The sequence below is a fragment of the Gudongella sp. QWL-04 genome, from assembly GCF_058683975.1.
Genome location: NZ_CM178754.1, coordinates 725,081 through 749,688 on the forward strand (window position 1 = coordinate 725,081; position 24,608 = coordinate 749,688).

At 42.1% G+C, this 24,608-nt stretch carries 27 protein-coding genes and 1 riboswitch; all 27 genes read left to right on the plus strand.

Annotated elements, in window-relative coordinates:
• Nucleotide 1: 1 nt before the first annotated feature.
• The 27 genes from AC4PHB_RS03650 to ord all read left to right on the plus strand — a co-directional run bounded on the left by AC4PHB_RS03650 (nucleotide 2) and on the right by ord (nucleotide 24,568).
• A complete protein-coding gene (locus AC4PHB_RS03650; RefSeq protein WP_492137285.1) occupies nucleotides 2–664 on the plus strand; it encodes a YigZ family protein in 663 nt (220 codons plus the stop codon).
• Nucleotides 665–681: 17 nt separating this feature from the next.
• Complete coding sequence (locus tag AC4PHB_RS03655; protein WP_492137286.1) at nucleotides 682–1,083, plus strand: CoA-binding protein; 402 nt, start codon at nucleotides 682–684, stop codon at nucleotides 1,081–1,083.
• A 34-nt stretch (nucleotides 1,084–1,117) separates the two neighbouring features.
• Nucleotides 1,118–1,840, plus strand: a complete 723-nt coding sequence (gene nadE, locus AC4PHB_RS03660; protein WP_492137287.1) for an NAD(+) synthase — start codon at nucleotides 1,118–1,120, stop codon at nucleotides 1,838–1,840.
• 59 nt (nucleotides 1,841–1,899) lie between these two features.
• On the plus strand, nucleotides 1,900–2,625 hold the full coding sequence (locus tag AC4PHB_RS03665) for a YebC/PmpR family DNA-binding transcriptional regulator (RefSeq protein WP_492137288.1): 726 nt from the start codon (nucleotides 1,900–1,902) through the stop codon (nucleotides 2,623–2,625).
• Between the two features lie 57 nt (nucleotides 2,626–2,682).
• Nucleotides 2,683–3,354 (plus strand): TIGR01906 family membrane protein, encoded by a 672-nt coding sequence (locus AC4PHB_RS03670; protein ID WP_492137289.1) that lies wholly within the window; start codon nucleotides 2,683–2,685, stop codon nucleotides 3,352–3,354.
• 65 nt (nucleotides 3,355–3,419) lie between these two features.
• Nucleotides 3,420–3,511, plus strand: a riboswitch (THF riboswitch).
• A gap of 55 nt (nucleotides 3,512–3,566) precedes the next feature.
• On the plus strand, nucleotides 3,567–4,121 hold the full coding sequence (locus AC4PHB_RS03675) for a folate family ECF transporter S component (protein WP_492137290.1): 555 nt from the start codon (nucleotides 3,567–3,569) through the stop codon (nucleotides 4,119–4,121).
• Between the two features lie 107 nt (nucleotides 4,122–4,228).
• Nucleotides 4,229–4,801 carry a phosphate propanoyltransferase gene (gene pduL, locus AC4PHB_RS03680; protein ID WP_492137291.1) on the plus strand — a complete coding sequence of 191 codons (573 nt, stop codon included), beginning with the start codon at nucleotides 4,229–4,231 and terminating at the stop codon, nucleotides 4,799–4,801.
• A gap of 14 nt (nucleotides 4,802–4,815) precedes the next feature.
• Entirely contained in the window at nucleotides 4,816–5,460 is a 645-nt protein-coding gene (gene deoC, locus AC4PHB_RS03685; RefSeq protein WP_492137739.1) for a deoxyribose-phosphate aldolase, read from the plus strand.
• Between the two features lie 91 nt (nucleotides 5,461–5,551).
• Nucleotides 5,552–6,844, plus strand: coding sequence for an EF-P 5-aminopentanol modification-associated protein YfmF (gene yfmF / locus AC4PHB_RS03690; protein ID WP_492137292.1), 1,293 nt, complete (start codon nucleotides 5,552–5,554; stop codon nucleotides 6,842–6,844).
• Nucleotides 6,825–8,114 (plus strand): EF-P 5-aminopentanol modification-associated protein YfmH, encoded by a 1,290-nt coding sequence (gene yfmH / locus AC4PHB_RS03695; RefSeq protein WP_492137293.1) that lies wholly within the window; start codon nucleotides 6,825–6,827, stop codon nucleotides 8,112–8,114. Before yfmF ends, yfmH begins: the two co-directional genes overlap by 20 nt.
• Nucleotides 8,115–8,143: 29 nt before the next feature.
• Nucleotides 8,144–8,881, plus strand: coding sequence for a prolipoprotein diacylglyceryl transferase (gene lgt / locus AC4PHB_RS03700; protein WP_492137294.1), 738 nt, complete (start codon nucleotides 8,144–8,146; stop codon nucleotides 8,879–8,881).
• A gap of 186 nt (nucleotides 8,882–9,067) precedes the next feature.
• The gene (gene mraZ, locus AC4PHB_RS03705) at nucleotides 9,068–9,499 is read left to right on the plus strand and encodes a division/cell wall cluster transcriptional repressor MraZ (protein WP_492137295.1); all 432 of its coding nucleotides are present in this window, start codon (nucleotides 9,068–9,070) and stop codon (nucleotides 9,497–9,499) included.
• Between the two features lie 12 nt (nucleotides 9,500–9,511).
• Nucleotides 9,512–10,444 (plus strand): 16S rRNA (cytosine(1402)-N(4))-methyltransferase RsmH, encoded by a 933-nt coding sequence (gene rsmH, locus AC4PHB_RS03710; RefSeq protein ID WP_492137296.1) that lies wholly within the window; start codon nucleotides 9,512–9,514, stop codon nucleotides 10,442–10,444.
• Between the two features lie 34 nt (nucleotides 10,445–10,478).
• Complete coding sequence (locus tag AC4PHB_RS03715) at nucleotides 10,479–10,925, plus strand: FtsB family cell division protein (RefSeq protein ID WP_492137297.1); 447 nt, start codon at nucleotides 10,479–10,481, stop codon at nucleotides 10,923–10,925.
• 11 nt (nucleotides 10,926–10,936) lie between these two features.
• Complete coding sequence (locus AC4PHB_RS03720) at nucleotides 10,937–12,955, plus strand: peptidoglycan D,D-transpeptidase FtsI family protein (RefSeq protein WP_492137298.1); 2,019 nt, start codon at nucleotides 10,937–10,939, stop codon at nucleotides 12,953–12,955.
• A 108-nt stretch (nucleotides 12,956–13,063) separates the two neighbouring features.
• A complete protein-coding gene (gene mraY, locus AC4PHB_RS03725) occupies nucleotides 13,064–14,026 on the plus strand; it encodes a phospho-N-acetylmuramoyl-pentapeptide-transferase (RefSeq protein ID WP_492137299.1) in 963 nt (320 codons plus the stop codon).
• A 12-nt stretch (nucleotides 14,027–14,038) separates the two neighbouring features.
• A complete protein-coding gene (gene murD / locus AC4PHB_RS03730; RefSeq protein WP_492137300.1) occupies nucleotides 14,039–15,397 on the plus strand; it encodes a UDP-N-acetylmuramoyl-L-alanine--D-glutamate ligase in 1,359 nt (452 codons plus the stop codon).
• Nucleotides 15,398–15,401: 4 nt separating this feature from the next.
• Nucleotides 15,402–16,541, plus strand: coding sequence for a putative lipid II flippase FtsW (gene ftsW / locus AC4PHB_RS03735; RefSeq protein WP_492137301.1), 1,140 nt, complete (start codon nucleotides 15,402–15,404; stop codon nucleotides 16,539–16,541).
• The gene (murG, locus tag AC4PHB_RS03740; protein WP_492137302.1) at nucleotides 16,525–17,631 is read left to right on the plus strand and encodes an undecaprenyldiphospho-muramoylpentapeptide beta-N-acetylglucosaminyltransferase; all 1,107 of its coding nucleotides are present in this window, start codon (nucleotides 16,525–16,527) and stop codon (nucleotides 17,629–17,631) included. Before ftsW ends, murG begins: the two co-directional genes overlap by 17 nt.
• 4 nt (nucleotides 17,632–17,635) lie before the next feature.
• Nucleotides 17,636–18,397, plus strand: coding sequence for a cell division protein FtsQ/DivIB (locus AC4PHB_RS03745; RefSeq protein ID WP_492137303.1), 762 nt, complete (start codon nucleotides 17,636–17,638; stop codon nucleotides 18,395–18,397).
• A gap of 63 nt (nucleotides 18,398–18,460) precedes the next feature.
• The gene (locus AC4PHB_RS03750; protein ID WP_492137304.1) at nucleotides 18,461–19,189 is read left to right on the plus strand and encodes a DUF881 domain-containing protein; all 729 of its coding nucleotides are present in this window, start codon (nucleotides 18,461–18,463) and stop codon (nucleotides 19,187–19,189) included.
• Nucleotides 19,190–19,202: 13 nt separating this feature from the next.
• Nucleotides 19,203–19,928, plus strand: coding sequence for a DUF881 domain-containing protein (locus tag AC4PHB_RS03755; protein ID WP_492137305.1), 726 nt, complete (start codon nucleotides 19,203–19,205; stop codon nucleotides 19,926–19,928).
• The gene (locus AC4PHB_RS03760; RefSeq protein WP_333687324.1) at nucleotides 19,929–20,291 is read left to right on the plus strand and encodes a small basic family protein; all 363 of its coding nucleotides are present in this window, start codon (nucleotides 19,929–19,931) and stop codon (nucleotides 20,289–20,291) included.
• Between the two features lie 15 nt (nucleotides 20,292–20,306).
• Nucleotides 20,307–21,407, plus strand: coding sequence for a cell division protein FtsZ (ftsZ, locus tag AC4PHB_RS03765; protein ID WP_492137306.1), 1,101 nt, complete (start codon nucleotides 20,307–20,309; stop codon nucleotides 21,405–21,407).
• Nucleotides 21,408–21,463: 56 nt separating this feature from the next.
• Nucleotides 21,464–21,922, plus strand: a complete 459-nt coding sequence (gene nrdR / locus AC4PHB_RS03770) for a transcriptional regulator NrdR (protein ID WP_492137307.1) — start codon at nucleotides 21,464–21,466, stop codon at nucleotides 21,920–21,922.
• An 11-nt stretch (nucleotides 21,923–21,933) separates the two neighbouring features.
• On the plus strand, nucleotides 21,934–23,337 hold the full coding sequence (locus tag AC4PHB_RS03775; RefSeq protein ID WP_492137308.1) for a sigma-54 interaction domain-containing protein: 1,404 nt from the start codon (nucleotides 21,934–21,936) through the stop codon (nucleotides 23,335–23,337).
• A 184-nt stretch (nucleotides 23,338–23,521) separates the two neighbouring features.
• Nucleotides 23,522–24,568 (plus strand): 2,4-diaminopentanoate dehydrogenase, encoded by a 1,047-nt coding sequence (gene ord / locus AC4PHB_RS03780; protein ID WP_492137309.1) that lies wholly within the window; start codon nucleotides 23,522–23,524, stop codon nucleotides 24,566–24,568.
• The last annotated feature ends 40 nt before the right edge of the window (nucleotides 24,569–24,608 follow it).

Genomic DNA, 24,608 nt, shown 5'->3' on the forward strand with positions numbered 1-24,608 from the left:
TATGGACGACAGCTATAGAACTGTAGCAGGCTTCGGATATGATGAATTTATAGTTAACAAATCCAGATTCATCGGCTATAGCACGGCAGTTGAGGATGAACAGCAGGCTATTTCATTTATTCAGTCGATTAAGGAGGAGCATAGAAACGCCACTCATAACGTATATGCCTATATAACGGGAGAAGGTGGAAATATCCAACGCTTCAGCGATGACGGAGAGCCCTCAGGAACGGCTGGGATACCTATACTGGAGGTTGTGAAGAAAGAAAACCTAAGGAATGTTGCAGTTGTAGTCACCAGATATTTTGGTGGTATCAAGCTTGGAGGCGGGGGCTTAGTCAGAGCATATACAAAAGGAGCCAAGATAGCTCTTGACAGTGCAGTAATAGTTGAAATGGTTCCCTTTGAAATACTGAAGATCCAGATTGGATATACAGCGTATGGAAAGCTCGAAAATTATTTCAGAGAGAGCGGTATTGAACCAGATGAGTCGTCGTTTGAGGATGTAGTTAAGCTTAAAATAGCAATCCTAAAGACAAAAGTCGACAGATTTATAGGAGATATCAATGAGATGACCAGTGGTTCTGTACTATTAGAATATATTGGAGAAATATATCTGCCAGTGAAAGATGGAGTGAGATATATGCCTGGCAGGGGTATATAAATAAGCGAGGTGATATTATGTTCAATAAAGAACTAAAGGAAGAAATGATGAGTCTGAAAAAGTGGGCAGTCGTTGGAGTTTCTGGCAACAAGGACAAATTTGGCTACAAGATATGGAAAACATTGAAGGAACACGGCTATACAACCTATGGAATCAGCCCTAATTACGAGGAGCTTGAGGGAGACAAAATATACAAGTCTCTGTCAGAACTGCCTGAGAAGGTTGATATAATCGACATGGTTGTTCCTCCTAGATTAAGCATCACGATCCTCGAGGAAGCTAAGGTAAACGGGATAGAGTATATTTTCTTTCAACCGGGAACGTACAATGATGACATAGTTGCAAAGGCAGAGGAGCTTGGTCTTAAGTTCCTTACTGATGATTGTGTATATGCTACCCTAAAAAAGGGAGCTCACTAAGGAAAACACACATTTATGACAGGGGGACCAGCTAGTGAAGGAAACGGATAAAACCATTGAAAGTATTGTGGAGTGGTTAAAGGAACAAGTACAGAACGCTGGAGCAAAGGGTATAGTTTTCGGGCTTAGCGGTGGAATTGATTCCGCTGTTGTAGCGGCATTGGCAAAGAAAGCCTTCCCAAGCGAAAGTCTTGGGGTTATCATGCCGATCAACAGCAATCCTCAGGATGAGAAGGATGCTATGCTTGTAGCTTCAGCCTTCGAGCTGGATACTACGACAGTAGATCTTGCACCTGTTTATCATTCATTTCTCAAAGCATTGCCATTTGAAGGAGAAAGTATACTTGCCAAGGCTAATCTCAAACCCAGACTTAGGATGATGACTCTGTACTACTTTGCACAGGAAATGGGGTACTTGGTTTGTGGGACGAGCAATAAATCAGAGCTTGAAGTAGGATATTTTACCAAGCATGGAGACAGTGGAGTAGATCTGCTTCCGATTGCAGACTTTGTAAAGAATGAGGTAAGGGATCTTGCCAGGGCTTTAGGTGTTCCGTCTGAAGTAATCCTTAAGGCACCAAGTGCTGGCCTTTGGGAAAATCAAACCGATGAAAAAGAGATGGGCTTCTCCTATGATGTTCTTGATAATTACATTCTCACCGGAGAGGGACCTGAGGATATAGTTGAGAAAATCCAAAGGATGAACAGGAACAGCGCACATAAGAGAACCTACCCACCTAAGTTTGAAAATAATTAGTGAAATAATTTCCCTCTTATGCTAAAATATTTAAGTTAAATCAAAGGAGAGGTGAAATTATGTCAGGACATTCCAAATGGAGTACTATTAAGCATAAAAAGGGCAAGGAAGATGCCAGAAGAGGCAAGGTTTTCACAAAGCTGGCCCGATATATAATGGTTGCCGCAAAGGATGGCGGAGGAGACCCTGATTACAATCCATCACTTAAGGCAGCTATCGACAAGGCAAAGGCAGAAAACATGCCTAATGACAACATCGAACGAGCCATCAAAAAAGGAACAGGTGAAATGGGCTCCGAGTCCTTCGAGGAAATAATATATGAGGGATACGGTCCTTCCGGAGTTGCTGTTATAGTAAACTGCTTGACAGACAACAGAAACAGGACTGCATCTGACGTAAGACATGCCTTCGATAAATTTGGAGGGAATTTGGGACAAAGCGGATCAGTTGCATTTATGTTTGACCGTAAAGGGTTGATTGCAATTGAGAAAACTCATGAAATAGATGAGGATGAACTGACGTTGCTGGCAATAGAGCTGGGAGCAGAGGACTTCTCCTCAGAGGAGGACGGATTTGAGATAATAACCAGTCCTGCCAGTTTCAATGCAGTGAGAGACGGTCTTGAGGAGGCTGGCTACAGCTTCGCTGCTGCTGAGCTTACATTTATACCCCAAACCTATACTGCTTTGGAAGATGATGAAGCCATCAAGAATATGGAAAAAATGATAGATATGCTTGAGGACAATGACGACGTGCAGGAAGTGTATCACAACTGGGATATTTAGGATGCCTGGGATAGAGTTTGATCTATCCCTGTTTTCTTGACCGGGAGGAGGACTTGGATGCTTAGAAAATTCTTGGTGGTAATACTTGTATTATCAATATCTCTGCTGGCCTTAGTGGTTTCGATAGAGGAAAATACTTACGATATCGAATATTACAGGGAATCATTTGAAAAAAATGGAGTATATGATACTACAGGGAAATCCGAAGAAGAACTGCTGCTGGTATCAAATGACATTATAGAATATCTTAAAGGTAAAGGCGACTCGCTATTAGATCCACATTTTAACCGGAAAGAGATACAGCATATGGAGGATGTTCTGGCTCTTTTCAATCTTGCTAGACTTATCAAATTTGTTTCCTTCATATCAGCTCTGACAGCTGCAGCATATTTTATAATAAAGCTTGACACTAAATTCGTGGGCAAATGGCTGGCATTGGGATTATTTGCGAATTATGTGGTCATTTCAATGGTGGGTGTTCTGGCAAGGACTGACTTTACTAGATACTTCATTTATTTTCACGAGATATTTTTCACAAATGACCTATGGATATTGGATCCAAGCACAGATCTGCTGATCCAGATGCTACCTGAACCGTTTTTTATAAATATAGCCATAAAAATCGGGTTCAGTTTTATCAAATATGTGGCTTTTGGTCAAATTATCGGATATATATTGTTCCGAAAGGGAACCTATGGAATTGGTAAATTCAAGTGGCAGCATATGTAGTTGACATTTGGGTATAAATAAACCAGTTGAAACTAGCAGTATTTAAGAAAAAAAGTGAACCGTTAGACAGAGTAGGTAAAGAGCGTTAAGTGCCACGGGATGGGAAGTTGCCTTTGGACGAAAGATGACTCTGCGATTCTTTACCGCATCCGCTGACAATTAAAGGACCTTTCTTTAGTTGGCAGTACTGTCGACAAAGAAAGGAGAAGAGAATGAAAAGAGAAGGTGGCAAAATCAATTTAAGAACAATGGTGAAGGCGGGTTTTCTTGTTGCCATTTCCATCGTTATGACCAGATTCGCCTATATTATGGTACCTCTGGCGGGAGTATCAGCATTGCGTATCAGCTTTGGAGACGTGCCTCTTATGATGTCCGGTTTTATGTTTGGCCCCTTGGTAGGAGGCCTTACAGGACTAGCAGCAGACATCATCGGGTTTTTGATCAATCCCCAGGGACCATACCACCCTGGCTTTACACTAAGTTCAATACTATGGGGAGTAATACCGGGATTGTTTATGTTAATGTATGGAAACAACGGCAGCTATGAATCAAAGTTTTCATTCAAAAAGATCATTTTGGCAGTTGCTGTGACTGCAGCAATAATATCGCTTGGTTTGAACACCTATTGGCTTTCAAATCTATATGGGAAGGGCTTTTTCATACTCCTCCCGACCAGGATAGTCGCAGCACTTATCAGCATACCATTGCATTCTCTAATAATAAGATATCTTCTGAAATATCTTAAGAATTACGCCTCCGCCAACTGACGGAGGCTGTTTTTCAGAGAAATTGACCAAATGTTGACAATGCCTTTGTATTAAGCACAAAAAACAGTTATAATTGTACTATATTAAGAATTACAAGGAGGTTTACGATGAAAACTAAATTGCCAATCGCATTATCGAACAAACATATCCACGTCAGCCAAAAAGACCTGGAGATACTTTTCGGTTTGGGCTACGAGCTTACAAAGATGAAGGATCTTTCACAACCAGGACAATATGCATGTAATGAGAAGGTAGATGTAGTTGGACCCAAGGGAACACTTAAAGGCGTTAGGATACTTGGACCGGTAAGACCAGATACACAGATCGAGGTATCAATAGCCGATGCATTTACTTTAGGAGTACAGCCTATAGTAAGAAACTCAGGCGAATTAAACGAGACCCCTGGGGTAAAGGTGATAGGTCCCAACGGAGAGGTAGAGCTTGAAAAGGGAGTAATAGTAGCTGCCAGACACATCCATATGCATACTTCAGATGGTGAGGAATATGGCGTTAAGGACAAAGACATTGTAAGCATAAAAGTACCTGGACCAAGAGGACTTGTGTTTGACAATGTTCTTGTAAGAGTACATCCAACCTATGCCCTTGAAATGCATGTTGACCTTGAAGAAGGGAATGCTTCAGGAGTTAGAAATGGGGATCTTGTTGAATTAATAAAATAGGAGTGATCCAAATGATGGATATATCCAAAGCGATCGACCACACTCTTCTTAAACCTGATGCCGGCAAGGCAGGAATAAAGAAGCTGTGTGATGAAGCTGCTGAGTACGGCTTCAAGGCAGTTTGCGTCAATCCTTCACATGTAGTCCTCTGCAAGGAGCTCTTGAAGGATACCGAGGTAAAGGTAGCTACTGTAGTTGGTTTTCCACTGGGAGCGAACACTACAGAAACGAAGGTGTTTGAAACTAAGGACTCGGTCCTTAAAGGTGCAGATGAGATCGACATGGTGATCAACATTGGAGCTTTGAAGGAAGGAGACTACAAGCTTGTTGAGGATGACATCAAAGCTGTTGTCGATGCATGCCGTGGACAAGCAATAGTCAAGGTAATAATTGAAACCTGCCTTTTGACAGATGATGAAAAGAGAAAAGCATGTGAATTATCCATGTCAGCAGGTGCACATTTTGTCAAGACGTCTACAGGCTTTAGCACAGGCGGAGCCACTGTTGAAGATGTTACCCTGATGAAATCTGTAGTAGGTGACAACCTTGAGGTAAAAGCTTCAGGTGGAGTTAGAGACAGGGAAACTGCATTCCGGATGATAGAAGCTGGAGCAACCAGGATAGGAACAAGTTCGGGAATAAAGATAATCGAGGGCTGATCAAGCCCTCTTTTTGATTTTAGATCCACATAATTTGGGTACATAACATCTGTACGCATTCCAAATGAATGCCGGAAGGAGTGATTAAATAGTGCTTAAATCAAAAAGGATAGCAATAAGCGATGGAATATTTCTTAATGTTGTAGAAACCGAGAAATTCAAGTCGAATCTTTTGACGGTGAACTTCATAAGACCTCTGGACAGAGAGGAAGTAACTTTGAATGCATTGTTGCCCATGGTTCTGGAAAGAGGATCAGCAAGCTTTCCAACAAAGCTCTTGTTGGAGAGAAAGCTTGAGGAACTGTATGGCGCAAGCCTTGACTTGGGATCCTCAAAAAGAGGAGAGAGACAGCTTATAAAGGCTTCAATAGAGTGGGCAGATCCAAAATTTACTGGTGATGAAGAATCAGGCAAAGAAGCAATAAACCTCCTGAAAGGATTGATATTTGACCCGGTATCTGTAGAGGAGAGCTTTGAAGAGGAATACGTAGCTCAAGAGAAGAGGATTCTTATATCAAGGATAAGAAGCCGTATAAACGACAAGAGAAATTATGCCATAAGCCGTTGTATTGAGGAGATGTGTAAGGGAGAAAAATTTGGAATATACAGCCTGGGATACGAGGAGGATGTTGAGTCCATAGACGGAAGAATGCTCTATAAGCATTATCGCAATATCCTAATGACTAGTCAGATCGAAATCTTTTTTGTTGGGAATCTCGATGCAGTGGAGCTTAAACAGCTGATTCCGGTTGAATTGTACAATAGAAGAGAAATCATGGAGGTCCCAAGGGAAATCATTCCGGAGAACAACCTGTCAAAACGGAATGTTGAAGAAACCATGTCTGTTTCTCAAGGGAAGCTGGTTTTGGGATTCAGATCGTCTATACCGTATGAAGACAAACTTTATAATGGATTACTGGTAGGCAATGAGATTTTGGGAGGTGGACCCAACTCTCATATGTTCAAGACAGTAAGAGAAGAAAAAAGTCTGGCCTACTATGCATCCTCCAGCCTAATTAAACACAAGTCTATAATACTTGCTGATGCAGGCATCCAGTTTTCTAACTATAAGCAAGCTCTTGATCTTATACTTGATCAGGTTTCAAGATTAAAGGCGGGAGATTTCTCAGATGAAGACCTTCAAATAGCAAAAAAATCTATTGAGAATTCAAGCAGATCAATAGTTGACAGCAACCAAATGATATCAGATTTTTTCCTCGGGAAGATTATCTCCAAGGATGAAAGAACTCTCGATGAGATTCTGAATGACTTAGGAGAGACTGACAGAGATAAAGTTGTCCTTGCTATGAATACCGTAACTCTTGACACAATATATTTTCTAAATGACAAGGAGGGGGAGACTGATGAAGAAAATCTGGAATAATAATCTTGATGAAGGTCTGATCCATCTCCAGTTGGACAATGGCATCAATTTGTACTACTATCCCAAAAAAGGCTTTACAAAGAAGTATGCTATTTTTTCAACCAACTTTGGCTCAAACCATACCAGATTCATAGAGAAAACAAATAATAAGATTACAAAGCTTCCGAATGGTACTGCACATTTTCTTGAGCATAAGCTCTTTGAGGACCCGGATAGAAATATATTCGAAAGGTTTGCAAAATATGGTGCAAACGTAAATGCGTACACCAATTTCGATCAAACCTCCTATCTGTTCAGCACCTCAGATAATTTTTATGACAGCTTGTCCCTTCTCGTTGAATTTGTTCAAAATCCATATCTTACAGATGAAAACGTTGAGAAGGAAAAAGGGATAATAGGTCAGGAAATACAGATGTACAGGGACAATCCGCGATGGAGGGTATACTTCAACTGCCTGAGTGCAATGTATCACAACCACCCAGTCAAGGAAGATATAGCTGGAACCTTAGAAAGCATAAGAGAAATATCCAAGGAAGATCTGCTGCTTGCTTATGATAGGTTCTACCACCCGTCGAACATGGTGCTATTTGTAGTTGGCGACCTTGAGCTGGGAAGAATTGCTGAGGCAGTCAATAAAGTATCCCGAAGTTTTCCGCTTGGCATCGGAATTCCTGAAAAGTATTATCCAGAGGAGCCTGCAGCTTTACGCAAAGAATTTATTGAAGACCACATGTCAACATCAAAGCCTTTATTTTATATTGGATATAAAGATACAGATCCAGTCCAATCAGGAAAGGCTTCAGTCAAGAAAGACATAGTGACCAACATGCTTCTGGATGTCTTGCTATCTGAAAGCTCAGAGTTTTATCATGAGCTATATTCCAAAGGGCTTATAGATACAAGCTTTGGTGCCTATTACTCAGGAAAGTCAGATTACGGACAGTCGATGATCGTAGGACAAAGTGATGACCCTAAAGAGGTATATCATTTAGTTGGTGAGCTTATGAACAATAAAAAGTCACCGCTCAGTAATGATGCGTTCCTGCGTGCAAAGAAAAAGGAAATGGGCCGATTCCTGATGGGCCTTAACTCAGTGGAGTTTATAGCAAACAATCTGACTGACCTTTATTTTCAGGGATTCTATCTAATGGATTATCTCGATCTTCTCTCCGAAACCAGCTATGATGACCTTTTGGAGAGGTTTGAGAGACATTTTTCCAACGGAGAGAGCGTTCTGTCTGTAATCTGGCCAGAAGGTATGATAAAATAAAAAGCAGCAAATTGAAAGGTGGTCATAATGTGTTGGCGGTTGCATTCAGCATTTTTGGACTAGAAATTAGATGGTATGGATTACTGATAGCATCAGCTGTACTAATAGGAACTGTACTAGCCTTGAAGGAGGCAAAGAGGAAGGGAGTCAAAGAAGAGACTCTCATCGACATGCTGTTGTTTGCGGTTCCAGCAGCTATAATAGGTGCAAGAGCTTACTACGTCATATTCATGTGGGACTATTACAGCAAAAATCCCTCTCAGATATTGAATATAAGAGGAGGCGGCCTTGCAATCCACGGAGTAATAATCGCAGGAGCACTGGTTGCCATCATATTTGCAAAGGTCAGGAAGGAAAGCTTCTGGAACCTTGCGGATATAGTTGCTCCAAGCTTGATATTAGGTCAGGCAATAGGCAGGTGGGGCAATTTTGCAAATCAGGAGGCTCACGGTGGTCCTACCGATCTTCCATGGGGTATAATGGTAGATGGTGTAAGGGTACATCCTACTTTTCTTTATGAATCGATATGGAACCTCCTGGTATTTGGATTTCTGTTGTGGTATAGAAGAAAGAAGGCTACAGTTGAGGGTGAAATATTCATTCTTTACCTGATGCTTTATTCAGTAGGCAGATTTTTTATCGAAGGTCTAAGGACAGACAGCCTCATGCTTGGGCCTTTCAGAGTAGCTCAACTAATAAGTCTTGCGATAATCATTCTAGGCGGTGTGTACCTCATCTGGAAAAAGAATAAAATCAAAGCAAAATAAACTCGACGCCCCGGTAATCCCGGGGTTTTTTTATGCCTTGGCAGACAATAGGACCAAAGTCCCAAATAAATACTTTACTCCGCTGAAATGGTGGTATTTGGAAGAGTTATGGGGTAAAATGGAATCAAAGTGGTGGAAAGTGGAGTGAAGTGGTAGATTTAGACCTCGGGTGGAGAGTGATCCCTCATGTTTATAGGTGAATATCAACATACCATAGATGAAAAGGGAAGGCTTATCCTGCCCTCAAAATTCAGGGATCCCCTTGGGTACGAGTTTGTAATGACCAAAGGTCTTGACAATTGCCTCTTTGTGTATCCCAAGAGAGAATGGGAAGTATTGGAAGAAAAGCTAAAGAGCCTTCCGCTGACAAATAAGGATGCAAGAGCTTTCGTAAGATTCTTTTTCTCAGGAGCTACAGAGTGTATCCTGGATAAGCAGGGGAGAGTGGTCATACCTGCAAACCTAAGGGAGCATTCTAAGCTTGATAAGGAAGCGATTGTTATTGGAGTTTCAACCAGAATAGAGATTTGGAGCAGGGAAGAATGGGAAAGCTACACAGACGATGACAGCCTTAGCTATGACAGCATAGCAGAAAAAATGGCCGAGCTGGGCATATGATGAGGTGATCAGATGGAATTCCATCACGTTTCCGTATTATTAAAAGAAGTTCTAGATGGCTTAGCAATAAAGCCTGAGGGAATATATGTCGACGGGACTCTGGGAGGCGCGGGACATTCACTGGAAATAGTGAAGAGACTGGGATCCGGAAAGCTGATTGGTATAGATCAGGACCCGGCAGCTCTTGAGAAATCAAAAGAAGTCTTGTCCGAGCACATGGATAAAGTGATTCTTATCCATAGTAACTATATTGGTATAAAGAGCGTATTGCGAGAGCTGGGAATAGATAAGGTCGATGGCATACTATTGGACCTTGGCGTTTCGTCTCATCAACTTGATACAGAGGCAAGAGGGTTTTCCCATAACAAGGATGCACCTTTGGATATGCGTATGGATACTACAACAGGCTTCACCGCATGGGATGTAGTCAACTCATATACCGAAGAAGAACTGGAAAGGATACTTCTTGAATATGGCGAAGAGAAATGGGCTAGAAGGATCGCACAATTCATAGTGAATGAACGAGAGAAAAAAAGCATTGATACAACCTTCGAGCTGGTTAGTGTAATCAAAAAAGCTATACCCAAAAAGGTAAGAATGGAAGGACATCATCCTGCTAAGAAGACTTTTCAAGCGATCAGAATAGAAGTAAATAGAGAGCTGGAAGTCCTGACCGATGCCGTAACAGAGCTGGTTGAGTGCCTTAAGCCCGGTGGAAGACTTGCTATAATAACGTTTCACTCTCTGGAAGACAGAATAGTAAAAGAAGCCTTTAAAGAGTTGTATAAAGACTGTATCTGTCCACCGGAGCTTCCAAAATGCGTATGTGACAAAAGAAGAGAGATAGATATAATAACCAGAAAACCATTGACTCCTTCCAAAGAGGAGTTGGAGAATAACCCTAGGTCAAGATCTGCGAAGCTGAGGATTGCTGAGAGGCTTTAAGTAATTACCTCTCAAAATACAAGGGGGGAGAACCGTGTTAGCTGAAAAGCTTGAATACTACCAATATCCTGAGTTTCAGGAAGTAGTCAAACCCAAAAGTAAAGTAAAACCGAAGGTACATAGGAGCTCCGCTCTGAACAAACAAATGTATTTAGCTCTTGCTGTTTCAATATTAATAACCTCTTTGTTTATTTTGCAGGGATATGCTAAAATAACATCAGTCAGGTTGGACATCACCAGACTTGAAAAGGAAAAGTCAGAGCTATATAAAGTCAGACAGGAGCTTGAAGGCAACCTGGAAGGGCTTAAAAACACTGCTTTAATAGCTGAGCAAGCAAGGGCCTATCTGGGTATGATTTATCCTGAGGAAGGCCAGATATCTTACGTGGCAGTCAATAACTCCACCTATGAGGATACTCGAGTGTTTTCCTTTACCGATAAGGTGAGAAACGTCCTTAGTATATTTTCCAGCCTGTTTTAGGGGGAATAGCATTGAGAAAACCATCAAAGAAAACCAAACTACGATTAGGGATTGCCTTGACAATCGCAACCTTAATCGTGTTTTTTTTAGGATACAGACTGATTAAAATACAGCTCCTCGAGGGAGAGGAGTATAAAAAAGGCGCTCTTCAACAGTGGACCAAGGCCATAGATATCACTTCCGACAGGGGGTTGATCTATGATCGCAAGGGCAAGAAGCTCGCAGTAAACACTACAGCGTACACTGTATGGGCAACACCGTCAGATATGGACGAACCTGAAGCCGCTGCTTTACAGCTAGGTCCGATACTTGGCCAGAACTCTGAAGAACTTTACAAAAAACTAACGTCAGAGGCAAATGTCGAGAAGCTCAAGCAATGGGTGACCCGTTCAGAAGCAGATCAAATACGCGAGCTGGGGATCAGAGGGATATCGATCGTCGACGACAGCAAGAGATACTATCCATTTGGAAGCTTTGGGTCATATATACTAGGGTTTACTGATATAGACAACAAAGGGCTATATGGCATAGAGAAGGTATATGATGAATACCTTGCTGGGACGCCTGGTATTTGGGTGAAAGCCACTGATGCTGCCAACCGACAGCTCCCCTATGATGGAGAGCAGATATATGAAGCAAAGGATGGACTTTCGGTGGTTCTTTCTGTGGATGAAACCATACAGGGTTTCGCGGAAGATGCAGCAGAGAAAGCATTGGAAACTAACAAAGCTAAAAGCGTATCGATAATAGTTATGGATCCTGAAACTGGTGAAGTTCTTGCCATGGCGAACAAGCCGGATTATGATCCAAATAATCCCAGACAACCCATCGACCCTGCTGTAGGTCAGGAGTGGAGCATGCTGCCGCCAGAGGAACAACAGCAAAAATGGTTTCAGATGTGGAGAAACTACGCGATAAATGACTTATATGAACCAGGCTCAACCTTTAAGATCGTTACTGCATCAGCAGCACTCGAGGAGGGTTCAGCAACTCTAAATTCACACTATTATTGTAATGGTTTTATACGAGACATTAAAGGTGTGGTGCTTAGATGTTCAAGCTGGTATGATCCACACGAGGATCAGGATTTTTCAACGTCCTTTAGCAATTCCTGTAATGTGGCATTTGTAAATATGGCTAGAGAGCTTGGAAAGGAAAAGCTTTATGAATACATCAAAGCCTTTGGATTTGGACAAACCACTGGCATCGATCTCCTTGGAGAGCAAAGAGGGTTGATCCCTTCCGGATTAGATAGTATTAAGGAGGTCAATCTTGCAACTCTTTCCTATGGTCACGGAATCTCAGTAACACCGATACAAATGATAAATGCAATTGCGGCTGTAGCTAATGATGGAAAACTTATGACTCCTATGATGACGAGAAGTCTTATTGACAGTCAAGGCAAGGTGGTCAAGCAATTCCAGCCACAGATGAAGAGGCAGGTCATTTCTGAGAAGACTGCAGACATGCTGCTTCAGATGCTTGAAAAGACAGTTCTTGAAGGGACAGGTAAAAAGGCATATGTACCAGGGTACAGGGTAGGAGGAAAAACTGGTACTGCTCAGAAAATAATTGACGGTAGATATGTAGACAAAAAATATATATCTTCCTTTGGAGGAGTTGCTCCCATAAATGATCCCAGGATAGCAGTTCTGGTAATAGTTGATGAACCCACAGGGATCTATTACGGTGGAACGGTTGCAGGACCATTTGCAGCTATGGTTATCGAGAACACCCTAAACTACATGGAGGTTCCAAGAGCGTACACTGAGGAAGAGCTAAAAAGTATCCAGGAGTCAGTTCCAGTTCCCCAGGTGACCGGCTTGACTATTGCAGAAGCTGGCGAATTGATATCTGAAATTAATCTTAAATATACCACTGAATATGAGGACTTCAGCCTCGATACTGTCGTAGTAGACCAGTATCCAAAGGCTGGAGAAGAGATTCTAAGAGGGGGTATAATAGACCTGTACCTGGCCAGTGGAACAAATAATCCAACTCTCTCAGAGGAAGTCACAGAGGACCAATAGATTTTTTTGCCTTCAGTCCTACCTAAAATTATGTGGTAATGATAGTAAAACTCTATTATAATATTATGATGCACGAGAGAAGTAATAAAAAATCAGGAGGATTTCTCGATGAATCATACATTGAATATAGCGCTGGCATTTCTAATCAGCGCGAGCCTGAGTACTCTTCTGGGACCCAGGATAATACCATTGCTCAGAAGCCTTAAGATAGGCCAGACAGTCAGGGAAGATGGACCCAGATCTCATCTTGCAAAAACTGGTACACCCACCATGGGAGGAGTAATATTTCTTACTTCGTTTACAGCGAGTATACTCTTACTGGGAAAGCTGACGCCAGATGTATTATTGGTTCTTGCTTCAGCTCTTACCTTCGGTGCAGTTGGATTCATGGATGACTATATTAAGGTTGTAAAAAAGAGGAACCTGGGGCTAAGAGCATATCAAAAAATACTCGGTCAGCTGCTGGCTTCTGCACTTATAATAGGCTATGGGTTGTATTTTAAGGAAGGACTACAAGGATTCTACATACCTTTGCTGGGTAAATCTACCCTACAGCTTGGGATTCTTACCATCCCATTTTTTCTAACAGTGATCCTTGGAACGGTCAATGCTGTTAACCTTACGGATGGATTGGATGGATTGGCAACTGGAATATCAATTATCGTTTTCTCTACCTTTGGCATAATGCTAAGCATTTTAGGGAAATGGGATCTATCGATACTATCAACTGCACTTGTAGGTGCTTTATTGGGCTTTCTTCTTTTCAACTACAAGCCGGCTAAGGTATTTATGGGAGATACCGGGTCTCTCGCGCTTGGAGGAGCTCTGGCCGCTTTGGCAGTAATATCAGAGCTTACACTCTTCATACCCTTGGTAGCAGGCATTTTCTTCGTTGAGACCATTTCTGTTATGCTGCAGGTAGGGTACTTCAAGCTCACTAAAAAAAGACTATTCAGGATGGCGCCTTTGCACCATCACTACGAGCAAAAAGGCTGGAGTGAATTAAGGGTAGTGTGGAGCTTTTGGGCTGCTTCGATCCTGTTTGCCATAACTGGATTTATACTGTTTTAACAGGAGGCTAAAATGGAGCTTCGAGGGATGAAAATTTTAATAATGGGACTAGGAGTAACCGGAGAGTCTGCTGCAAGAACCCTGAAGGAAAAAACCGCAGGGCTTTTTGTATTTGAGGATAAGCCCCGGGAGATTATCATTAAAGAGCTGTCTGAAAAAGCTCTTCAACACCTGGAGATAAGGACAGGAAATCCGGACGTGGTTCTGGACCAAATAGACCTCATAATCAAAAGCCCTGGAATATATCCCCATCATGAGCTTCTGGCTGAAGCAAGGATAAAAGAGATTCCGGTATACTCAGATATTGAGCTTGCCTACAGGTTATATCCAGGCAGAACAATAGTTGCTATCACTGGAACTAACGGAAAGACTACCTCATCCATTCTGGCGGGAGAGGTGTTGATGTCTGCGGGCCTTCGAGCAAAGGTTGTCGGGAATGTAGGTATCGGCATATTACAGGCCATGGAAAACTCAGCAGCAGGAGATGTCTTCATCGTCGAGGCAAGCAGCTTTCAGCTTGAAAATACCGAGACCTTCAGACCTAAGGTGTCTGTAATTACGAACATTACTCCAGACCATCTGGATTGGCATGGAAGCCTTGATCAATATATAAATGCTAAATATAAGATTTTTTCCAATCAGGATTCTGAGGATTTCCTAATATTAAACTACGAGGATCCAATATTGAGTAGGCTAAAAGGAAATGTGGTACCCAAGGCCATTTGGTTTAGCTCCAAAAGAATCCTGGAGTCTGGAATATTTATTGAAAACGGATGGGTCAAGTCAAAATTATGGGATACTCAGGAGGATATAATTCCTTTGTCTGAAATTGGGATACCCGGGGTCCATAATATTGAGAACATAATGGCTGTTGTGGGACTGTCACTTTGCCTTGGAGTGGAGGTTCCCGTTATAAGAAGATCCATAAAGGATTTCAAGGGTGTTTCCCACCGAATAGAGCTTGTCGGGACGATTAACGGCGCAAGGTACTACAACGACTCGAAGGGAACCAACCCAGATTCAAGCATCAAGGCTCTGAATGCTCTTGATGCGCCGGTAATTCTTATTGCGGGTGGTTATGATAAGGGATCCGACTTCGATGATCTTCTCAAGGTTTATTCCCCGAAGGGCAAAGCACTGATATTAATGGGCGCCACATCAGAGAGACTTGGTCATTCAGCTCAGAGGCTTGGCATTCGGCATATAGTACATGTAAAAGATATGAAGGCTGCAGTCGACATGGCATTTCAGCTGTCAGAGGAAGGAGATAATATACTTCTTTCACCGGCTTGTGCAAGCTGGGATATGTATAAAAATTATGAGGAACGGGGAGACCATTTCAGAGAACTGGTAAAAGCATTGATGGAGTGATAATATGGCAAGGAAGAGCAAAAAGAAATCCGTAGACTTTTATATATTTCTGGCTGTAGTGTCCCTGGTTTTTATAGGGATAATAATGGTTTACAGCTCAAGCTGGCCTGAGGGAACTGTCAGATATGATGATGGATTTCATTATGCTAAGAGACATCTTATGTGGGCAGTAGTAGGTATATGTGGTATGCTTGTAATGATGAACATAGATTACAGGATATGGAAGAAGTATTCGCTCCATATATACATTCTTGCAGTGATATTGGGACTTCTTATCTTTACACCCCTGGGTCTTGAATTGAAGGGAGGCAGACGCTGGATAGATATAGGCTTTACAACGCTCATGCCATCGGATGCCATAAAGCTTGGAAGCATTATTTTCTTTGCAGCTTTTCTGGATAGAAAAAAAGACAAGGTTTCAAGCCTCGTGCAGGGATTTATACCAGCAGCTGGAATTATCGGCTTCACAGCAGCCTTGATATATTTTCAAAAGGATCTAAGCACCACCATAACCCTTCTTGGAACCCTTTTCAGCATGTTCTTTGTGGCTGGGATGCATATCTCAGTTATTGCAATAGCAGGCCTAGGAGCATATTTTTTCTGGCAGTACGCCATAAACTCTGAGGGAAATGAGTACAGGCTGAGGAGAGTAATGGCATTCCGGGATCCTTTCGCAGATAAGCTGGGAGATGGCTGGCAAACAGTCCAATCTCTCTATGCACTTGGCTCAGGAGGACTTTTGGGAGTGGGGCTGGGACAAAGCAGACAAAAATTCTTCTATATCCCCGAATCCTACAATGACTTTATTTTTTCAATAATTGGTGAAGAAATTGGACTTATAGGCACCCTCTTTGTACTTTCTCTATATGGATTGATAGTATGGAGAGGAGTTCTGGCTGCAATGAAAGCCAGAGATACCTTCGGATGCTATCTGGCGACTGGCATCACCGCGCTGCTAGCGATCCAAAGCTTCATAAACATTGGAGTAGTAACCTCAAGCATACCTGCAACAGGCATAACTCTACCCCTAATAAGCTACGGCGGCACCTCGCTTGTCACATACCTCGCCGGAATGGGGATACTTTTAAACATCACAAGATTCACAGATAAGGATGGGAGAAAAACCGATGAAGTTGATAATTAGCGGTGGCGGCACTGGTGGACATATCTACCCTGCCTTGGCTATAGCTGAGGAACTAAGTAGAAAAATCCCGGAAACAGAGATCCTATACGTAGGAACAGCAGGAAGTATGGAAGAAGAGCTCTCTAAAAAAGAAGGCTTAAGATTCAGACCCATAAGAGTCAAGGGTATGCCCAGAAAGCTTGATAAGAGATCTCTTATAGCAGCCTGGAACTTGTTTTTGGGAATACTTGACTCAAAAAAATTGATAAGTGAGGAAAGGCCGGATATGGTCATTGGCACCGGAGGTTATGTGTCTGGTCCAATCTCCTTTGTTGCAGGCTTATCAAAAATCCCTTTGGTTATCCATGAGCAAAACGCGTTTCCAGGCATCACCAATAAGCTGCTGTCGAGGCTGGCGGACAAGGTACTTCTGACCTATCCTGAATCTGCTAAATATTTCAAGCACCCTGGAAGGACTGTGGTTACAGGAAATCCCATAAGAAGGGATATAACCGGTATAAGCAAAATAGAGGCAAAGAAGATTCTGGGTTTCGATCCTTCAAAGCTGTTCATACTTTCCTTTGGTGGAAGTGGAGGTCAACAGAGCCTGAATAATGCTATCATGGATATTCTGACCAATAGGCTGCTGACAGATGAAATCCAGCTCCTACATGTTACAGGCGCCAGACATAACGAAGGATTTATGGAAAAGCTTAAGAACTATGGTATCGATAAAGATGAAGGCATTAAAATCGAACCATATTTTCATCAGATGCCAATTGCCTTAAATGCAGCTGATCTAGTAATCACAAGCGGTGGTGCTATAACCCTTGCTGAGGTATCTGCAGTTGGTGCACCATCCATACTTATCCCAAAGGCATATACTGCTGAAAATCACCAGGAGTACAATGCACGAGCATTTGAAAGCTCAGGAGCATCGGTCATGATACTGGAAAAGGATCTTAACGGAAAGATGCTTGCTGAAAAACTTTTGGTGATACTAAAAGACAGAGAAATGCTTAAGAAAATGTCAGACTGCTCCAAAGCTCTCGGCAAGCCTGATGCTTCTGAAAAAATTGCAGAGGAGATACTTGAGCTTCTAAATACATGATCGGGTGGTATTGTTGAAAAAGGAAACCAGAGTACAAAAAAAGCGAAGAAGAAGAATGATCATGGTCAGGCTGCTTTTTATTTTTCTCATAATAGCAGCCATGGCTATATATGCAATCAGATCAAGCTTTTTTAAGATAGATGAAATAGAAGCCCCAGAGGGAGATTCTGTAACAGAGAAAGAGCTCCTTGAAGCCGCAGATATTTCTAATGATGACAATATTCTTCTTATCAGGAAGAAAGCTATAGTCGGGAGACTTGAATCCATACCATATGTTAAATCTGCAAGCATAAGGAAGAAGCTTCCGGACACAGTTGTAATAGAAATAATTGAGAGAGAGCCATATCTCCAGTTTGAGAATGGTTACAGCTTTGCTGTAATAGACTCAGAGGGTGTGTTATTGGAAAATAGCATACTGAAGCTCAAGGATGTTGGATTAATAAAGGGGATCGGTTGGGAGTATACACCCAATGGAGGATCGATAATCGATAAGGCTCAGGGAACAGCTGTTATGGATCTTCTGAACGACCAGGATATAACATCGATGGTAAGTAAAATCGAGGAGCTGGATCTTGGAGATTCCAGTAATATTAAATTTAATTTATTTAATGGTATCGCAGTTGAATTTGGACCAATGAATAATGTAAAATATAAACTAAAGGTGCTGCAAGAAATCTTGGCAGATGTAGAGAAGAAAAATATCCCTACAAAGATGATCCTAATGAATAAAGGGGAGCATCCTATTCTGGTAAGGGATGACATATAGATTACAAACCCATTCCTGACACAGAGTTGAAAGGATTGTAATAATAACTGCAAGGAGGATAAAATGAAAAACAAGAAGGAAATAGCAGCTCTAATTTTTGTTTCCCTTCTGCTCGGACTAATTTTATCCATCCAGTTCAAAACAATAAATAAATCCATTGGGGGAGGTGCATTGCCCACTCAGAGAGCTCAAGAGCTTGCCAACGACCTGAGAAAGGCTCAGGCTGAAAAAGAGTCCCAATTAAGGCTGATACAGGAACTGGAAGGCAAGATCGAGCAGTATGAAAAGGGAGGCATCGAGGATGACATATACGCGGAGAACCTTTATAAGGATGCTATGAAATACAGAATGCTGGCCGGTTATTCAGACATGTCGGGTCCCGGAGTCGTACTTGAGATTAATGATCCTCCAGTCGATATCCAATATGGAGAGGGCTTCAGCATAGTAGACGAGCTTGACCTGATACTTCAGGTTATAAGCGTTTTGAATGCAGCAGATGCTGAGGCGATCAGCGTAAATGACCAAAGATATACTGCCTTCACGGAGATAGTAAGAGCTGGGAACCACATTGAAATAAACGGTGTTTCAACCAGTTCGCCTATTGTCATAAAAGCCATAGGAAATGCAGATACACTGGAATCTGCATTAAGCATCAAGTGGGGGATAGTATGGCAGCTTCGGAACTATGATTATATAGTTAATCTTACTCAGGACAAAAACGTGATCATACCGAAATATAGAAGAGTAAAGGAATTCATTTACGCTAGTCCAGTTGAAGAGAAGCTACAATAGGGAGGGGATGGCTATGAGGATAAGCAGTCCAAAGCTGACCCTTGGTATATTCAGCATCATCGTGGGCATACTTATAGCATCTCAGATGAAGCTGAATGTAGATCAAATAACCCCTGTGACTATACAATCCATAATAGCAGCAAGAAATGAGCTTAATTCCGTACGAAATGAAATAGTTGACCTTGAGAAAACGATAGCTGCCAAGGAGGAAGAGCTCAGGCTTCTGGAAAGCATCGGAGAAGGGGAAGCAAATTTAGTTGACATTCTGAAGGATGACGTATACAAGAATAAAGTGGCTGCAGGCTATACGGACCTTAAAGGACCTGGGATACAAATAGTTATGTTTGACAATATGGATCTGGAGGAGTTGTCCTTTAGCTTCAATGATGATATCATTCATGATGTGGACATACTCAATATAATAAACGACCTTAAGGTTGCAGGTGCGGAAGCAATCAGTATAAATGACCAGAGGGTGATGTCCTATTCTGAGATAAAATGTGGCGGCCCAATTATAAGGATAAATGGGAAGAGCATTGGTACGCCATTTATAATCAATGCAATAGGAGACCCGCAGCTATTGATGGCTGCAGTTAATGCTCCGGGCACCTACGGAGACACCCTGAGGACTGTGTTTGGAATTGGGCTTCAGCCTTATGCTGAAGATGAGATCAACATCCCGGCATACCAGGGTGACTTTGCATATAGCTATGCAGGATTAGTGGAAGAGGGTGAATAAATGTTTTATGCATTGATCGGAATTTTAATCGGAGCAGTAATCGGTTTTCTACTGCCATATACCTATAATACTGCCTACACCCTTTACATTTCAGTAGCTATACTGGCTTGTTTAGATTCGGTCTTTGGTGGGATAAGAGCGAACCTTGAAGGTAAATTCAACACGAGGATATTTATTTCCGGCTTCTTCGGGAATGCCATACTGGCCGCATTTTTGGCCTATATAGGCGACAGACTTGGCTTCCCGTTATACTACGCAGCCATATTCACCTTCGGCAGCAGACTATTTGACAATTTCGCGAAAATCAGAAGGGTATGGTTAATAAAAGACAAGCCAAATAACATTGAAGAGCAGCACCACTAGAATGGAGGAATGGGAATGTTTGATTTTGACATTGATGTTGACCAATTTGCAAAAATTAAAGTCTTTGGAGTAGGTGGCGGTGGAAACAATGCCGTAAACAGAATGATCGAATGTGGCGTCAGAGGGATAGAGTTCATAGCACTCAACACTGACAAGCAGGCGTTGTATTCCTCAAGAGCAGAACAAAAAGTCCAGCTTGGAGAAAAAATAACCAAAGGCCTTGGAGCAGGAGCTAATCCGGATATCGGTGCCAGAGCTGCTGAGGAGAATAGAAACGAGATCCTCGAGACACTGAAGGGTGCCGACATGGTTTTTATAACTGCAGGAATGGGTGGAGGTACAGGAACAGGTGCTGCACCGATAGTTGCTGAGATAGCCAAGGAGCTGGGAATACTTACGGTAGGTATTGTCACTAAGCCTTTTACCTTTGAAGGAAGGAAAAGACAGCAGCATGCCGAAAAGGGTATCGAAGACCTTAAATCAAGGGTAGATACTCTAGTTACCATACCCAATGACAGACTGCTTCAAATATCAGACAAAAAAACCACTATGGCAGATGCTTTCATGATGGCCGATGAGGTATTGAAGCAAGGTATACAAGGAATATCTGACCTTATTTCTGTCCCAAACCTTATAAATCTTGACTTTGCCGACGTAAAGACCATCATGTTTGACAAAGGGATAGCACATATGGGAATAGGTATAGCATCGGGAGACAACAGGGCAGTAGATGCCGCAAAGCAAGCAATAACAAGCCCACTGCTCGAAACCTCCATTGAAGGTGCAAAGTCTGTTCTTCTGAATATAACAGGCGGAAGAGACCTTGGAATATTCGAGGTTAATGAGGCGGCAGATATAATTAGACAGTCGGTAGATCCTGAAGCAAACATTATATTTGGTGCGGGAATCGACGAATCAATGTCTGATGAAATAAAGATAACGGTTATAGCAACCGGGTTTGAAGACAGCCCGATCAAGAATAAATCTACAATGAATCAAAAGACAGGAATTTTCGGTGCGAAGAAAGATTCTGAGCCTGAGGAGCAAAGGAGAAGAGAGGTCCCGGTAGAAGACCTTGATATCCCAATATTCCTCAGAAAACGAGACAAGAGATAAATTACAGAGAACGTATCCTTCAGGGTACGTTCATTTTGTAATAGGGAGGGTTGAACATGAAATGTCCTTACTGTGAATTCCCTGAATCAAAGGTAGTCGATTCTAGACCTACCGATGAGGGACAGGCCATCAGAAGGAGAAGAGAGTGTATGAGGTGTGGCAAAAGGTTTACAACCTATGAAAAGATTGAGGAGCTTCCTATAATCGTAGTAAAGAAGGATGGAAACAGACAGACCTATGACAGAAACAAGCTTATGAACGGAATAATCAAGGCCTGCGAGAAAAGACCGGTATCCATGTCAACGATTGAAAGGATAGTAGACGATATAGAGAAAAACCTGTTCAACTCTCTTGAGAACGAGGTTACCTCTGTTGAAATAGGCGAGATGGTAATGAATAAGCTCAAGGATGTAGATGAAGTTGCTTATGTAAGATTTGCTTCGGTCTACAGACAGTTCAAGGATGTCAACTCCTTTATGGAGGAGTTGAAAAAGATACTTGATGAAAGCAAATAGGGGTGACCTAAATGAAGAAAACTGACCTGAATGAGCTATTGGTGCAAAATATTTTGCGGCATGGAAATATTGGAGTCCATGTTATAGATAAAGAAAGAAAAACAGTAGTCTATAATGAAGCGATGGCCGAGCTTGAAGGCCTGGAGATATTTCAGGTCCTTGACAGGGACATACTGGACATTTTCCCAAGCCTAAACGAATACACCTCTACTCTTATCAAGGTAATGAACTCAGGCGAGCCAATAATCAACAGCACTCAGACATATTTCAACTATAGGGGGCATTCGATCACTACGATCAGCTCCACCCTGCCTTTGATATCCGATGGTCATGTCATAGGTGCAATGGAGATCGCCCAGGACGTTACAAATCTGAGAAAGCTGTCTGACCAGCTTTTAGAGCTTCAGCAGGAGCTGAAGCAAACGAAGCAGGAAACGAAAAAAACGCCTCAGATAAGAAAATATAATTTCAGCAGTATAATAGGAAACAACAGAACCCTTTCAATAGCCAAGGAAATAGCTGAGAGAGCCAGTGAAACTCCGTCAAGTGTACTTATCTTTGGAGAAACAGGCACAGGAAAAGAGATGTTTGCACAAAGCATCCATAACCATGGAGTTCGTAAAGGCAACACCTTCATAGCTCAAAACTGTGCCGCAATACCTGATTCGCTGCTGGAAGGTATCCTCTTTGGGACCGAAAAGGGTGGATTTACCGGAGCGGTTGAAAGAGAAGGAATTTTCGAACAGGCTAATGGTGGAACGCTGCTTCTCGATGAAATAAACTCCATGAGTCTCCCCTTACAGGCAAAGCTCCTGAGAGTTCTTCAGGAGGGATACATACGACGGATAGGCGGGCTTAAGGATATCCCGGTAGATGTAAGGATCATTGCGACGACAAATGAGGACCCAAAGGTAAGCCTTGAAAACGGGACTTTAAGGCGAGATCTGTACTACAGACTCAGTGTAATCAATATACATATACCCCCTCTTAGAGACAGGCTGGATGACCTTGAGTTTCTTATCAAGTTCTTTATCCAGAAATACAATGAAATGCTGAATAAAAGCATTGATAAGGTTTCGGTGGAGGTATTGGAGGATTTTAGAAACTACAGCTGGCCTGGCAATATAAGGGAGCTGGAAAACTTTATAGAGGGTGCCATGAATATGGTTTCCTCAAGGGATAGGGTCCTTAACAGAGAGAATTTTATAACATCAAGCTTTATACCTAAAGGAAAACCTCTCACTGCAAACCTTTCAGGCAGACTTCCGGAGGAAACCCTGCCTGAAATACTTGAGGATGTTGAAAAATCAATAATCCAGGAAATAATGAAGAGATACGACCACAATATTTCAAACACAGCCAGACATCTAGGAATAAAGCGTCAAACCCTACAATATAAGCTGAGGAAAGATTAAACGCAAAATATTATGCATTCAAACGCAAAATAATTTGCGTTATTTGTTTTATTATTAACCAAATCAGACGACTATATTGTTAAATATATGCTTAAATGTTGAAATTTGACGCTGATCTATAGTTGGCACGGGACTTGCATAAATATATACCGTTGGAAGTTGTAAATACTTATGGAGGTGTCTTATGAGAAAAGAAAATGTAAAGGTAATAATTTGGGGACTAGGAGCAATGGGAAGCGGAATGGCCGACATGCTGCTTAAGAAGAAAGGTGTCGAAATAGTAGGTGCTGTTGGAAGAGGCTCAAAGGTTGGCAAGAGCATGTATGATTTCATCAAAACCGAAAGAGGAGACAGACCTGACGTAATAATTGGAACTCCCGAAGACGTTATCAAGGAAGGTGCAGCAGACGTCGTTCTTGCAGCAACTGACTCCTTTACAAAGACAGCTTTTGAGAGACTGAAATTTATACTTGAGAAGAAAATAAACGTCGTATCCTCAGCTGAAGAAATGGCCTATCCAATGGCACAATCACCTGAAGAAGCTAAGAAGCTTGACGAGATAGCCAAGGCAAATGGAGTATCCATTCTCGGTACAGGGATCAACCCAGGTCTTATTATGGACCTATTGGTAGTAACAATGACAGGATGCTGTGAGGAAGTAGATCACATCGTGGCAAGAAGAGTAAACAGTCTTTCACCATTTGGTCCTGCAGTTATGGAAGAGCAAGGTATTGGTATTACTAAAGAAGAGTTTGAAGAAGGCGTAAGAACAGGCCATCTTTCAGGTCACGTGGGCTTCCACGAGTCCATCCATATGGTTGCGGACGCTATCGGCTGGAATGTTGAGAAGGTAACTACATCAATGGAGCCAATAATGACTGACGTAGACAGAAAATCTCCTTACGGATTTGCAAAGGCTGGAAACGTAGCAGGCTGTGCAATGAAGGGATTTGGTTATGTCGATGGCGAGCTTAAGATAGAAATGGACCACCCACAACAAATCGAGCCTGAGCAAGTTGGAGTACAGACCGGCGACTATGTAATAATAAAGGGAACTCCAAACATCAATATGGTTAACTCACCAGAGGTACCAGGAGGAATCGGAACTATTGCCATGTGCGTAAATATGATCCCTCATATTATCAACGCTAAGCCAGGCCTTAAGACAATGCTCGATCTACCAGTACCAAGAGCTATCATGGGAGACATGAGAGCACTGATCGAAGATTAATTACAAAAAGAAGATAACTGTGATGAGTAGGTTTTTAACC